This window comes from Vibrio sp. VB16 (genome assembly GCF_015594925.2).
Taxonomy (GTDB): Bacteria; Pseudomonadota; Gammaproteobacteria; order Enterobacterales; family Vibrionaceae; genus Vibrio.
On sequence record NZ_CP087590.1, the window covers coordinates 1,533,672 to 1,547,684 of the forward strand.

General features: G+C 42.8%; 10 protein-coding genes. 5 read left to right on the top strand and 5 right to left on the bottom strand.

Annotation, left to right across the window (positions count from 1 at the left end):
• Nucleotides 1–4: 4 nt before the first annotated feature.
• Nucleotides 5–730 carry a substrate-binding periplasmic protein gene (locus IUZ65_RS07210; protein WP_195703095.1) on the bottom strand — a complete coding sequence of 242 codons (726 nt, stop codon included), beginning with the start codon at nt 728–730 and terminating at the stop codon, nt 5–7.
• Nucleotides 715–2,436, bottom strand: a complete 1,722-nt coding sequence (locus IUZ65_RS07215; RefSeq protein ID WP_195703096.1) for an ABC transporter substrate-binding protein — start codon at nt 2,434–2,436, stop codon at nt 715–717. The genes IUZ65_RS07210 and IUZ65_RS07215 overlap by 16 nt, the downstream gene beginning before the upstream one ends.
• A 283-nt stretch (nt 2,437–2,719) precedes the next feature.
• On the opposite strand from IUZ65_RS07215, the gene IUZ65_RS07220 reads away from it, so the two are divergent.
• The 3 genes from IUZ65_RS07220 (at nt 2,720) to IUZ65_RS07230 (ending at nt 4,583) form a co-directional block, all read left to right on the top strand.
• Entirely contained in the window at nt 2,720–3,169 is a 450-nt protein-coding gene (locus tag IUZ65_RS07220; RefSeq protein WP_195703097.1) for a DoxX family protein, read from the top strand.
• A gap of 213 nt (nt 3,170–3,382) precedes the next feature.
• Complete coding sequence (locus IUZ65_RS07225) at nt 3,383–4,174, top strand: DODA-type extradiol aromatic ring-opening family dioxygenase (RefSeq protein ID WP_229638004.1); 792 nt, start codon at nt 3,383–3,385, stop codon at nt 4,172–4,174.
• Between the two features lie 175 nt (nt 4,175–4,349).
• Complete coding sequence (locus IUZ65_RS07230; RefSeq protein ID WP_195703098.1) at nt 4,350–4,583, top strand: DUF1289 domain-containing protein; 234 nt, start codon at nt 4,350–4,352, stop codon at nt 4,581–4,583.
• 36 nt (nt 4,584–4,619) lie between these two features.
• Here IUZ65_RS07230 and IUZ65_RS07235 read toward each other — a convergent pair whose 3' ends face one another.
• The 3 genes from IUZ65_RS07235 to IUZ65_RS07245 all read right to left on the bottom strand — a co-directional run bounded on the left by IUZ65_RS07235 (nt 4,620) and on the right by IUZ65_RS07245 (nt 12,239).
• Nucleotides 4,620–9,530: a transporter substrate-binding domain-containing protein gene (locus IUZ65_RS07235; protein ID WP_195703099.1), complete on the bottom strand. Its 4,911-nt coding sequence runs from the start codon at nt 9,528–9,530 to the stop codon at nt 4,620–4,622.
• A gap of 4 nt (nt 9,531–9,534) precedes the next feature.
• Complete coding sequence (locus IUZ65_RS07240) at nt 9,535–10,557, bottom strand: response regulator (RefSeq protein ID WP_195703100.1); 1,023 nt, start codon at nt 10,555–10,557, stop codon at nt 9,535–9,537.
• Nucleotides 10,558–10,691: 134 nt separating this feature from the next.
• On the bottom strand, nt 10,692–12,239 hold the full coding sequence (locus IUZ65_RS07245; protein WP_195703101.1) for a methyl-accepting chemotaxis protein: 1,548 nt from the start codon (nt 12,237–12,239) through the stop codon (nt 10,692–10,694).
• A gap of 263 nt (nt 12,240–12,502) precedes the next feature.
• Between IUZ65_RS07245 and IUZ65_RS07250 the strand changes: the two genes are divergently transcribed.
• Nucleotides 12,503–13,057 carry a DUF4136 domain-containing protein gene (locus IUZ65_RS07250; RefSeq protein ID WP_195703102.1) on the top strand — a complete coding sequence of 185 codons (555 nt, stop codon included), beginning with the start codon at nt 12,503–12,505 and terminating at the stop codon, nt 13,055–13,057.
• 64 nt (nt 13,058–13,121) lie between these two features.
• Complete coding sequence (locus IUZ65_RS07255) at nt 13,122–14,003, top strand: AEC family transporter (RefSeq protein ID WP_195703103.1); 882 nt, start codon at nt 13,122–13,124, stop codon at nt 14,001–14,003.
• The last annotated feature ends 10 nt before the right edge of the window (nt 14,004–14,013 follow it).

The following is a 14,013-nucleotide window of genomic DNA, read 5'->3' on the forward strand; positions in this document are numbered from 1 at the left end:
TTTTTTAATCATCTAAATGAAGGGTTTTTTGCGCTTCTCCAGATTGATACATATGTTTTAGTTTCGCCTCGAGTTTAATTAGTTCTGATTCTGGTGTATCGATATTACAGGCCATAAAACTGATACTGGTAAAGAAAATGAGTTCCGGGTCTAGAAGGCTAATGTCTGTTTTTTCCGCCAATAATTTTGCCGAGTTGGTGTCAGCAACCCACAATTGGACTCGATTATTGTTCAACATTTGCAAACCGTGTTCTAGGCTTTTGGTTTCATACATTTCGAAATTACGTTCGTTCAAATAATTCGCGATACCAGTTCCTGCATAGGCAGCAAGAGTATAAGGTTTTGCGTCTATTAACGTGGTTAATTCAACCTCTGCGTTAGGGGCGCTGTATAATGCATATCGATTAATGGCGACAGGCCCTATCCATCTGTATTTTGATTCTCGGTCTTGCGTTCGGTCAATCGGAAAGGTGCACGTATTTGATTTCTGGCTAGTTTCATAAAGTGCTCGTTTTATAGGCTTACTTTGCATCGAGTACTTGATATTGCTTTCGGTAAATACTTTGTCGATTAAATCGACGGAAAATCCGGTAAAATAATACCTAGTATCAGCATGGTCGTCATTATGAAAATTGACTAGTGGGGGCGAAGCAAACGTCAATATTCGGATATCCGCATAGGCTTGATAGGTCAAGAAAAAGCCCAAAATAAAGGTTAGTATTTTTGCCATAACAACAGTGCTTCTTCGTAAGGGAGAGTAACGGGCTTATCATCCATTGCTTTCTGTTTCCAGGGCGCACCATTTCGATTTATCCAGCGACTTTCAGACTGTTTATTGGCTATCTTTGGTTCGCATTTCATCTCTGTATTCGCGCTTAATAATGCCATTCTATCATCCATTTCTGTTGCTAGATCCGTCATCGCCTCTGTTACTGTGCGTTGTTTCTTCAGCGCAGCGCCAATATGTTGCCACCATGCGCTGGATAAAAAAGCATAGTCCGGTACGCTTAATCCTGTCGGTGTCCAAGAGTTTCTGGCGTTACTTTGATAAAACTCTAGTAGACCTCCCCATTCAGACGACCGCGACTTTAGGTAATTGGAGTCCAAATCAGATTGTCGTATGGGTGTAAAACCGACCAAAAATTTACTCATTGAAACGGTTTTAGAGGCAACGAATTGCGCGTAGAGCCACGCGGCTTGTGCCTTATTCTCTGGTGTTGAGCGTAAGAACGTCCAACCACTGATATCTTGATAACCGGATTTCATTCCAGGCTTCCAATACTTTCCTCTAGGAGACGGAGCAAGTCGCCATACAGGTTTACCGTCGTCATCGATGAGTTTTTTGTTTAGTAAGGTAGGGACAAAAGCGGTATACCAAAAAATTTGTTGCGCGGTATTTCCTTGCGCAAGAGTAATACTCGACGATGAGAAATTTTGCTTGATGGCTTCAGGTGGTGCGTAATCATGTAACCAGTGTATATATTTCTCTACAGCATATATTGCCGCGGGGCTATTTAATGCACCTCCTCGCGAAACCGATGCCCCAACCGGATGGCAGTTTTCTACCCTGATGCCCCAGTCCCCAACGAAGTTCGAGTTTTTATACGAAGTGTTATCGACAGACTGGTCATTTACACCCGCTAAACTTAGCCAGGAATCCGAGATTCGCCAGCCAAGTGATGGGTCATAGAGTCCATAGTCCATGTGGCCCCACACTGGTTCTCCGTCGACGTGTTTTACCCTATTGGTAAAGAAATCAGCGATATCTTCATACGCTGCCCAGTTTTGTGGAACCCCGAGTTGGTATCCGTAGAACTGTTGAAATTCATCCCGAAAATCTGGACGTTCAAACCAGTCCTTTCGATACCAATAAAGGTTTGCAAATTGTTGCGTTGGAAGTTGATATATTTCGTTATCAAGCCCTTTAACGCTTTCTATTCCAATAAAGTCTTCAATATCGAGTGTAGGTGACGTAATTGCTTGCCAGTCTCCATCCATTTTTGCAGAGATAGAAATGGTTTTGTCGTACCGGTAGTGGGTCCCAATAAAATCGGCGTCATTAACATATGAGTCATACAGGTTGATACCTGTATCGAGTTGCAGCTGCATTTTCTTAACCAAATCGTCTTCTTCTGTGATCTCGTGGACGACATGTATGCCTGTTATTTCGCTGAATGCTTTAGCAAGTACATTGGATTCGTATGTGTGTGTCGCTATGTTTTCAGATACCACTCTAATCGAAAGCCCATCATATGGTTTCGCGGCATTAGACAGCCAGATCAGTTCATCGATCTGCTCTTCTTTTGAAAGAGTAGAATGTAAGAACTCTTTATCTACCCAACGTTTGATCGTCTCGAGATTTGTACTGTCAGCATGGCTTAGAGGGCTTAACAGCAACGTCAATGTTATAGCTAAGTAAGAGGGTCGAATCATCATAGTCCTTTAATTTACACGTAACCTAAACGTAGCCTATTTGAAGGCATTATTTACGAATTCTTCCGAACACTTTGAGCTGAGTTGGATAAATTGTGTGATTTGAATAAAGGCTAAGCAATATAAACAGATATAAAGCGATTGGTAGTGTTGTTGATTGCGTCGATAGAGGTATAGACAACATATTGTTGATAATAATTAAATAAGGCGAGTATTTATAAAAAAAGCTGTTTTGAGTAAATTATGGAGCACATACAAACCATATTGAATGTAAAAGAGAGCAACTATGAAAATTAAAATGATTACAAAAGTATTGTCATCAAAATCTGGTATTTCAACACTAATATTACGCGTGCCGCTTGGTCTTATTCTTGTTGCTCATGGTGCTCAAAAGTTGTTCAGTTGGTTTGGTGGTTATGGTCTAGAAGGGACTGGACAGTGGATGGCAAGTATCGGCTTTGAACCAGGATATGTAATGGCCCTACTGGCAGGCAGCGGAGAGTTTTTTGGCGGCTTGGCGTTGATATTTGGATTTTTAACACGACCCGCTGCGTTAATTGTTGCTTTTACTATGGCAATGGCGATGTCGGTTCATATTGGCAACGGGTTATTTGTTGCAAACAATGGATATGAGTATGCATTACTGCTTGCCGTCGCGGCGTTATCTCTGGTCTTTCAGGGGGCGGGTCGATATTCGATGGATCAATTGATGCTCAATAAGATTGAAAAACAATAGTTGTGAGTGATGAAATTCAAAAATGTATAGGTGGTTGTTAGGCAGAGAAGGAAGGTAACCATCTCTATGTCACTTAATTATGCCCTTGAACGAGCCGGTATTTATTAGCTTGTACATTAACGGAATACACGAACACATTTTTAAACGAGGTTACTACGTTCTCACGGTTCTTTATCTTTGTGGACTAGTAGCTGCAGGACCTAAGGTTTTTACATGAAAAAATTCGCAAAAATGCCCGTCTTATTTATCTCGCACGGCTCACCCATGATGGCCGTTGAAAGATCAAAAACATCCGTATTTTTGGAGCAGCTTGGTAAGACATTATCAATACCTAAAGCGATTGTAGTGTTCTCAGCGCATCTAGATAGTGCGGATGAGATAATAATTACGAGTGGAACAAAACCACAGACTATTCATGATTTTTATGGCTTTCCACCGTCACTATATCAAGTCGATTATCCTGCGCCGGGAGATCCGGTTCTTGCAGAAACGATTGCGGCGAAGTTTAATCAAGTTGGTCTAGCTACAACGTTAAGTGACAAACAAGGGTGGGACCACGGTGTTTGGATACCACTACGACTTATGTTCCCTGAAGCAAATGTTCCCGTTGTGCAAATATCGATAAGCAGCAGAGTAGGTGCCGCGAAGAATTTTGAATATGGAAATAGTATTTCTGAGTTGCGTGAACAAGGCATATTAATTGTGGGTTCTGGTGGCATAAGCCACAATTTAGCTGAACTCGTTAACCCGGTTCCGACAAAAAATCGCACAGAAATGGTCGGTGAATTTACCCGTTGGGTACATGATAAATTGTTGAATAGAGACATAGACTCGCTGCTAAATTACGAACAAGAGGCACCATTTGCGCGTTTTAATCACCCCACTCAAGAACATTTTTTGCCATTACTTGCCGCGTTAGGTGGCAGTGATTTTCAGGATGTTAAACGGCTGCATCAGGCTATAGAAATGGACGTACTGGCAATGGATGCGTACTTATTCAGTTGAATTAAGCTTATGGATATCACTACGAACAACGACGGTTTAATTACCATGCAATGACGTTTGATTGTTCATGGCGTTTGTATTCAATAAAATAGACGCTAGACTGGTTCACAACGTTGAATTAGAAACCCATGGTCTGGCCAATTGAAAACAACCATTTTGACAGCAGTGAGGCGATATGAGTGATTCAAAGCAAAAGAAGGGTGAGTCTATTGAATCAGAATCCCCTTGTTCACCTTGCATTCGACACTGTTGCTTAGATGAAGAAGACATCTGCTTGGGCTGCCATCGAAGTCTGTCCGAAATTATGCAATGGTCCGAATCTTCAAACGAATCAAAACGTCATATCCTCAATCTAGCGAATGCCAGAGGGTTATCTCGAATGGAAAACGAAAAGTTAAGGTATAAATAAAACGTCGCCAATCTGCAAAGAGCAAGGTTAACTCAATTAACCTTCATCTACGTCACCTAGCATTTCATCGATGAACAAAAGGGCCTGTTCAAAATCATACCGTTCGAGCGATTTTCTGATTTTTTCAGTTATCTCTGATTGAGCATTATTGCTTTGTATGGTCTGTTCTAACAATGTCATTGCCTCGCCATCATAGCTCAATACTTTTTCTCTGATTGCGAGCCATTCTGAATAGGCGATGGTTGTAGATGAACGCTCTGTTGAATTACTCGTGAACTGAGTATCGGACTTTAGGTAATTTCCTACCTCTACCGTTAACTGATGCAGCTGGTCTGTCGCCTTTGTAATTGCGATAGATATCTCAGGTGTTTCTACTTGAGTTGAGCATAAGGTTTCAATGTTTTGCATCGTTTCTGCAAGTTGTTGACCTCCGATACTTGCAGACATGCTTTTTAGCGTGTGTGCTGTGAGTTCTACGTTGGCGACGTCTCCCTCAGCATAGCTTTGCTCAATGACGCCAAGTTGACTAGGCGCCTGTTCGATAAACCTATTGATCAATCGGATGAGTAGCGCTTTATCGTTATCAGTGAAGATATTAGCGGCGTGAAGTGAAAACAGACTCTGTTTAAGTGAAGCCTCATTGTCTGGGTGAGCCGTAGACTTTGATTCGATATAGTCAAACTCTAGCCATTTGCTTAAGGTTTGAGCAAGCGAGTTCGCGTCGATGGGTTTCTCTATGAAACCGTCCATCCCTGCAAGGTTAGCTCGTTCTTTTACATCGGACAGAACGTTGGCTGACATTGCAATTATAGGAATTTCTATGCCCATTTTTCTTAACGAAGTAGTGGCTTGATAACCGTCCATTATTGGCATTTGCAAATCCATGAGTATTAATGGGTACGTTTGTAGACCTGCCATATCAATCGATTGTTTGCCGTCGTTGGCGATATCAACCTTAAGATTAATTTTGTCTAACATCGCTACCGCTAGTTCTTGATTGAATTCGTTATCCTCGACCAATAGAAGTTGTTGCCCTCTAAATCGGATCGTTTTTTTGTTCTCGTGTTGTAATGTTTCATGTGCATCAGCCTGTTCTTGATTGGCAAATGGTAGCGTTAAGCAAAAGGAAAATTGGCTGCCAACGCCTTGTTCACTTGTTACCTTCATACTGCTTCCCATTCCGTGAAGTAGTTTTTGGCTGATGTTTAAGCCAAGCCCTGTCCCACCATATTTTCGGGTCGTCGACGTGTCCGCTTGTGAAAAGGCGTCGAACAGGTTTTTGATGTTCGCTTCTGAGATGCCAATACCGCTGTCTGTCACGGAAACGGCCACGTTAGCTGTATTTCTACTGCCTTCAGCCACCTGAGCGAATAGGGTAACACTACCATGATCGGTAAATTTGACCGCGTTACTGACCAAATTCAGTATCACTTGAAACAGCCTCAAGGGGTCACCAATGAGTAGCCTTTCGCAACCTTCGCCTTTCTCAATACTAAAATAGATGCCTTTTTCCTGCGCTTTGATTTGCATAAGTTGTTCTACGTCTTTCATCGGCTTAGACAGAGCAAAAGGGATAGATTCGAACTCAAGGTGACCAGATTCAATTTTGGATAAATCTAATATATCGTTGATAATAGTGAGCAAGGATTGAGCGGAGTAATGGACTTTTTCTACGTAGTCTTTTGCCACCTTGTTTTTGATCTCTGGGATGGCTAGATATGACATCCCGATGATGGCATTCATCGGTGTTCGGATCTCGTGGCTCATGTTGGCAAGAAAGTCAGATTTTGCTTTGTTGGCACTATCCGCTTCGATTTTTGCCTCTTCTAGTTGCTGATTAAGCCGCTTTAGCTCAGAGATATCATAGGCCCAGAATAGGGTCGCGGTTTCACCGTTTATGTCTAATTGATAATAACTGGCGAGTGCAGTGAAATGTTCACCATCCACTTTTATCAAGGGAATCTCGATGCTTTCTATTTTTCCGTTGGTAAGGATTCGATCATACATATCTTGGCGTGTCGTAGGGTCTTGATAGATTTTAGTTACGTCGAAACCTGCGATTTGTTCATCGCTTAGGCGAAATAATTGTTTCGCCGTATCGTTAACGTAACTGATCCGATTGTTCATGATGACACTTGCGGCAATAGGTGAAGTATTGAGTATGGCGTAGAGTTGTTGTTGTGCCTGTTCGAGCTGTATCTTGGCTTCAGTAGCAATGGAAATTTGTTTCTTAAGTTGTCGGTTCCAGGCAAAAATGAGCAGTAGAATGAATATGGAGAATCCACCAATGGTATACACCAACTGGTAGTTCACTCGTTCTATCGACTTCGGTGCGCTCCATTTTGTTTCGATCTGTTTGTGTTCAACCGCACTTATGGAACGAATGGCTTTATTCAGTATGGCTAACATTTCCGGTTTACTTCTTAGCACATGAAAGCTGGGTGTGACGTAATAATCTAGCCGGCTAACAATTTTCAAGTCGTCATATCCGAGTGTGTTGATCAGGTAGTTGAGCACATGTAGAGTGTCTACCATACCGACTAATTCGTCGGTTTTGATTCTTTCTAATCCTTCTTCGGTACTGTTTATTAACTGCCAATTTACGTTAGGAAATTCAGCCATAATAGAGGCGGTATTTGCGGCATTCACTAACAACCCGATAGCCAATCCGTCAGCATTATCTAATTCTAAATCCGCATTCTTTAGCTCGGATGCAATCGCGAGTCGACTAGAAAAAAGAGGCTCAGTGTGGCGATAGTTTTCTTGTAATGATGTATTTTCTGTTGCAGCAGAGACGAGATCAACCAAACTATTATCGGCAAGAGCGACGGTTTCGCTCCAACGACTTACGGGGGTAACATCGATATTAAGGCCTGTTTTGGTTTTAATGAGTTGGAGGTAATCGTTGATCATTCCCGAGTACTCATCGTCGACACTTAGGGTTTCGTATGGGAGTGCGTTAGGGTCGATGCCAATATCGACTTGACGATTTTTGGTGAGCCAATCCCTTTCCTGTCTGCTGAGATTGAGTACTTCGTTACTTAAACCATCGCTATGATAGAGCTCTGAGATGTAATTGTATACCTCACCATCAATGTCCGTTAATGCGCCTAAAGAGGGGAAATACGCATGGTCATTGAGCAGTTTTTTTACGTCAAAGTAAACCTTAATGTACCCTGCTTTTCTGTCGCCATTTGTTGTTCGATAAAAGGCCTGTTGGGTGACCGAAGTGTGGTAAGACGTGTCGATGTTGTCGGTTGTCAATGTCATCTGGTTGTTCTGTACTTGCCAAGTACTAAACGGAGGAAGCGACATATCACTGTACAGTTCTATATAGTCGGCTTCTGACGACAGGTCGAATAGGTTTAATATAGTGGTAAATCCGTCAATCTCTTTATCGACGATGAACATGCCGGCGATATAAGCCAGTATTTTTGCCTTTTTAATATGCTCTCGTAAGTCTTTTTTAAGGCTAAGAGAGATCAACTCTTGCAGTTCGGTTGTGTCCTCTTTGAGGGTCTGATATGCGGCGTCAAATTGGTCCCGTATTCCTTTGTCTTTAAACTCAATTGGAATCAAGAATTCGCTTGATAGGGCGTGGTGTAGCGTTAAGGTACTCGGATCGATTTTGCCGCTATGCATGATGAACCAATCGAGGATACGTTGCTCTATGATTAAGACGTCGATAGCTTGGTCTCTGAGTTGCTCGACGGATTGGCCTATATCATGTTCAAATTGAAGCGTCGCTATATTGAGTTGCCCCGTCATTTTTTCGACAGCGTATCGGCCGATTGATTTATCTTCGTAGACAGTGGCGGAAACATGCAGGGCCTGACCGTTTTTATTTAAGCTTAGCTGACGAGCCGCTAATGTAACTGGAACGTACTTTAACTGTAATATGGATTGACTGTATATTCGTTTATCTATTTTCGAGTGTTCTAGAACAAGAGCAAAGTCGATAGAAGATTTTTGTTTGACTATGTTTTGTCTTGTAGTACTTGGCAAGGCATCCACCTGACCAAATTGATACCCCATTTCCATAAAGATACGTTGTATTATAGAGTACTGTAAGCCCATTGAAGTACTATCTGAGTAAACGTATGGTGCCAGTCCATAGCTCAGGACACCGGATAAGCTAGGTCGATAGGGTGACGGTGAAATCCATTTTTTTAGCAATCTGTTTTTTTCGGTATTGCTGAGTGTAGAAACGAAATGGTCCACAACAGAGATGAGTTCGGGGTTATTACGATGGATTAATGCACCTGCTTCGCGTCGTCTCCACTTATTAATAGGGATAGTGACTGCCAACTCATTGACGTCGAAGCGTTTCGCGTGTTCCATCGCCGTAATTGGTTCGGCAATAAAGGCGTCGACCTCACCCTTTTTTAATGCACGAAGTGCATCAATGATGGTTTCAAACCTGACAGGATTAAAACGAACCGCAAGGTCGGGGATGCTTAAGAAGGCGTCACTACCATTTATAAACGCGAGTTTCTTGTTTTCTAGTTGTTGGATTTGGCTAGCAATGCCATGAGATTTTGATGAGATAATCGCTAACTGATAAGGCACTATTGGTTTTGAAACAGTGAATGGTGCTCGTGATTCAGTAATAGCGCTTGAAAAAAAGTAAAGATCAGCATGACCCATCTTTATCGCTTCACGCACTTCCAGTTCGGTGTTTACGACTAAAAACTTAACGTTGATGTTGTAAGCTTGCGCGAGCAAACGACTGTAATCGCGGCTTAACCCTGATATTTGGCCATTTTCATCCAAGAAGGAGTAGGGTGCGGCATCAGATAACGCGACGACGGTGATTGATGGGTGCTGTTCTAACCATTCTTTCTGTTGACTGGAAAGGGTATCGTATTGTTCGTTGGCACTAACTGCCGTACTGACAAGCAATAGAGCCATCGATAAACGGACGAAATAACGCCAAAAAGTTAACATAGGTTCAGTCTTTGAATTGGGATTTAATGTCCAACATCTTATCGAGATGCATTATAAACAGATCGACTATTTGCGGGTCAAAATGTTTTCCTCGCTCTTCAGATAGCAGGTTCACCGCTTTATCAACTGGCCACGCGTCTTTGTATGGTCTTTCGGACGTGAGTGCATCGAAGACATCGGCGACGGCCGCTATTCTACCTGTGATTGGAATGGCTTGTTCTTTTATGCCGTTGGGGTAACCGCTACCATCCCATTTTTCATGGTGGTGTTGGGCGACATCTCTTGCGACAGCCATTAATGTTGAGTCGTTGTAATGGCCGAGAATGTCTACACCGAGATCAACATGGGTTTGCATGATAGCCCACTCTTCTTTATCCAGTTTTCCCGGTTTGAGCAACACTCTGTCAGGGATGCCGATTTTCCCTATATCATGCATTGGGGCGGCGTCGCGTAATATGTCGGCTTCTTCTTGATTCAATCCGACAGCAAGTGCCAATACGTGACAGTAATGACTCATGCGCATCACATGCATGCCGGTTTCGTTGTCTTTGTATTCTGCTGCTCTACCTAGGCTGTGGATGGTTTCTAACTTGCCTTGATTTATCTCTTTGGTCTGTTCGAGAACTTTTTCATATAGCGACCTTTTTTGATCATACAACGCAAGTTGAGTTTTAATCCTTTGCAGTGCAATAGCGGGCGTTATTGGCTTGGTTAAATAATCGACTGCGCCTAGCGCTAAGCCTTTGATCTCGTCTTCTGGGGATATTTTGGCCGTGACAAATATGATGGGTATTTGAGCGGTGGCTGGACTAGCTTTGAGACACTCGCACACCTGGTAACCGTCCATTTCTGGCATCATTATATCGAGCAAAATAATATCTGGTTGGGGTTGCATTTGAGCAAGCTTTATGGCGAGAGACCCATTAATTGCTATGCGTGTTTGATAGTGTTGGTTCAGTACGCCGATCAATACATCTAAATTTCCGGGCGTATCATCGACCAAAAGTACAATAGGTTTCTCTGTCATTGTCTATTCCCATACAGAATCTGCGATAAGTGACGGTGCAATTTAAGTCAATTTATTTGGTATGTTAATAAAATTAATAACTTAAGCATATAACCAGACCGGATATTCGCAAGGTGAAGCGGCAATATTTTTCTTTACAACAAGGGATGATAGCCTAACCTTACTGACCCCCAATGCTGCCCGTTAACTAATATAGGCACGGATAAATCGTGCATGACTTCTCCGGTGTCTCTTTTATAGGTTTGAAGCAACATGGTTTTGGTATGTCCGCCACAGCGTATACCGACTCGATCATTAAAAAGTCGCTTTGTACGGTTTTTTAGCATGTCTATTTCTGGACTTCCCGTTAACGGTTCGCAAAACTGATTGTTATGAGTTGGCACGTAACCTTTGTTGTCATTTGCAATGGCATACACCAAGCGGTCATGCTCGGCAAGAATAGGCTCTTGCAGTGCCGGAAGTAAATTGTCGCAATAACGATCGTATTGAGAGTGGTATTTATTGGGATTTGTGCCGGCGATTAGCGTGTACTGTCGGTCAAACAGCGCCGCTAAAGATATTGTCCCTGATGCGACATCCTTTTCAAATGCGGAAGAAATATCTTGGGCAAGTTTTTCCGCCAGTTTGTATATAGGCCAATGTACGCTTTGTTGGTAATGCTCTACCAATACGGCGTTACTATGCTCAGCCATCTCCATGAGCTTCTGTGCTTCAGCTTGAAGCCTTAGTAGTTGCTCATCGCTTTCGAATAACTCGCCCTGAACGAAATTTATGGCCCTTGAGATTTGGTGGATACCTTCTTCGTTGGACTCGACGCCTGAGGTAATATCGGATACTTGGTTTTCGACATTATGTGCTAGCGAGGCGATGGTTGATAATTGACCCTCGACCTTCTGTAAACTCAACGAACCGGCGCTGACTTTGTTTGATAAGCTTTGAATGGAACTCGTCACCTCATGGGTTTCGGTAAGCACTTGGTTTACAATTTTGGATACCTCGTCGGTACTCTTTGAGGTTCGTTCTGCTAACCCTCGCACTTCGTCAGCGACGACGGCAAAGCCACGACCATATTCGCCTGCCCGAGCGGCCTCTATGGCGGCGTTAAGTGCGAGTAAGTTGGTTTGAGAGGCAATATCTTCAATGACCTGAGCTACTTTTTTAATTCGTTTTACTTGTTCATCGAGTAGGGCGACTTTGTCTACTGAGGTGGTGGTTTCATTGACTATTTCACCCATTTCTTTAAGCGTTGAGTTGAGTTCTGTTAGACCAGCGCTGCTGTGTTGATGCATCTCTTGAGCCGCTAATAATGTTTGTTGGGCTGACGATGATGTTGCTTTGATGGTTGACGCGATGGACCCAGATGAATGGGTGATTTGTTCGATAGAAGAGACTTGAGCGCTGACTTTATCTTTAAGTAAATCAATTGCAAAAGAGACTTCGGCTGCACCAACTGCTTTGTAGTTCATCTCAGAAGCAATAAGAGGGGCAATTGAGTCCACGACTTTCTCGTTTATCGTTGAACTAGTGTCTGAGGGCTTAGTCATCCGGTCAAGAATTGTCGTGATAAGAAGAGCAAACCAGATCAAAACCGCTGAGGTTATCCCAAATAGAGACAAACTGATAAGCGAAACAATGAGCCATAATAGGCTAGGTATCCATTTATGTAGAAAATTGATAGGCATAGATTATTCTCTAAAGATGATTTGGTTGATAATTGTCGGCCCCTAATATTCAGCCTACTCATTATTTGTTCTTATTGACGATGAGTTTGGTTGATTTCACTTAACCCTCAATTATGCTTTGGTCTAGGTGTGACCTATAACGATGTAATTGAAGGAAAAACGGGCTTATCGCTATCATTTTGAACGAATGTTGACTATTGTCAGCTGAATAAGTTGGGGCTATCGGGCGTCAATTGTCATTGAGTTTATGGAGTGAGGCTTAAGTGAGAAGGTTATTTATTGGTTTTATATGCCTGTTTTTAATGTCTTGTGTTCAAACGACTCAAGATGAAGTTCAGCCTGAGTATGGTGTGATTGTTGTCGGTCAACCCTCCTATTTTTCTAATGTAAAAACGTTTTCTTGGCATCCGGTGGCCGCTAAGGCTTTTTTGGATAGCAATAACCTTGGACGGAAAGCGTTGCGTGTATATAAGGAGGCAATAGAAAATGATTTGATGGACAAAGGATATCAGTACATGGATACACCCAATACAGATGTGGTTGTCAGTTTCGGTCTTGCGCAAGAATCTCAGTTGAGCGATGAAACCCTATACCGAGGGACATCGTTATCCACCGGCGTTGAAACCTTTTATTACGATAACAAAGAAGCGGAAAAAGGTTCAGTGTATATTGTCTTTTTTGGAAGAAACCTGAATATCCCTGATTGGCGAGTGCTTGCCCAAGGCGCGATGGCACCAAAATTTAACCAAGAAGAGAGAGTGAATCGCGCAACGCAAGTCGTATCGATGATGCTACGAAAAGTGCCTAACGCGTACTGAGTTTCTTGATTTAAGGGGGCTTCAACGGCCGCTTTTGTGTTTTGATGATGAATTAGGGACAAACATGTTCGAACAGGTAATCGGGATACTGTTCCCCGTTTTCGCGCTTGTCGCCGTCGGTTTTTCTGTGGGGCGTTGGTTAAAGCCTGATTTTCGGCCGATTAACCGAATAAATATGGATGCCTTTACGCCGGCTTTGGTGTTTTCTTCACTTGTGGCAATGCCCCTTGATGCCACGCAGATCCCTCTGCTTAGTGCCTCATTTATCACCGTACTACTGCCCGGACTGCTAATGTGGCCAATATGCAGATTTGCAAAGCTGAACTATAAAACGTGGACGCCTCCGCAAATGTTTCGTAATGGTGGCAATTTGGCGATTCCTCTGTTTGCTTATACGTTTGGTGACAGTGCAATGGCACCGGCGGTACTTCTTTTTGTGGTATCAGCGTGTCTGCATATTAGCTTAGGGTTAACACTGTTAACGGGTGGCAACCCGTTTAAACAGGTAGTACGCTTACCCATCTTTCTGGCGTCTATGATGGCTTTGGTGCTTAACCTGTCTGGAATTGGTGTTTGGGAGCCTCTCTATGATGCAACTGCATTGTTAGGACAGGCCGCGGTACCCGTTATGCTGTTATCGCTTGGCGCGCAAATGTGCCATATGCGATTGAGCGGCTTAAAAGTTGGTGTGCTTTGTACTCTATTATCACTCATAACAGGTGTCGTATCATTCTCGGTTATCTATTTCTTTGTCCCACTGCCTATTATGCAGTTGCAAATGATGGTTCTGTTCACCATGTTGCCTCCGGCCGTTATGAATTTCTTGTTCGCTGAACGTTTTGATATTGAACCCACAAAAGTGGCGTCCATGGTTTTGTTTAGCAACTTCTTCAGTATATTAACATTACCCGTGCTGCTTACGTTTGCCCTGTCGCTTGCCGGATGACGGCTTTTGT

What these genes read in the sequence shown, in the direction of transcription:
- IUZ65_RS07245 (WP_195703101.1), bottom strand. Translation starts at nt 12,239, where the DNA reads ATGCCTATCAATTTTCTACATAAATGGATACCTAGCCTATTATGGCTC.
- IUZ65_RS07215 (WP_195703096.1), bottom strand. Translation starts at nt 2,436, where the DNA reads ATGATGATTCGACCCTCTTACTTAGCTATAACATTGACGTTGCTGTTA.
- IUZ65_RS07235 (WP_195703099.1), bottom strand. Translation starts at nt 9,530, where the DNA reads ATGTTAACTTTTTGGCGTTATTTCGTCCGTTTATCGATGGCTCTATTG.
- IUZ65_RS07210 (WP_195703095.1), bottom strand. Translation starts at nt 730, where the DNA reads ATGGCAAAAATACTAACCTTTATTTTGGGCTTTTTCTTGACCTATCAA.
- IUZ65_RS07255 (WP_195703103.1), top strand. Translation starts at nt 13,122, where the DNA reads ATGTTCGAACAGGTAATCGGGATACTGTTCCCCGTTTTCGCGCTTGTC.
- IUZ65_RS07240 (WP_195703100.1), bottom strand. Translation starts at nt 10,557, where the DNA reads ATGACAGAGAAACCTATTGTACTTTTGGTCGATGATACGCCCGGAAAT.
- IUZ65_RS07230 (WP_195703098.1), top strand. Translation starts at nt 4,350, where the DNA reads ATGAGTGATTCAAAGCAAAAGAAGGGTGAGTCTATTGAATCAGAATCC.
- IUZ65_RS07225 (WP_229638004.1), top strand. Translation starts at nt 3,383, where the DNA reads ATGAAAAAATTCGCAAAAATGCCCGTCTTATTTATCTCGCACGGCTCA.
- IUZ65_RS07220 (WP_195703097.1), top strand. Translation starts at nt 2,720, where the DNA reads ATGAAAATTAAAATGATTACAAAAGTATTGTCATCAAAATCTGGTATT.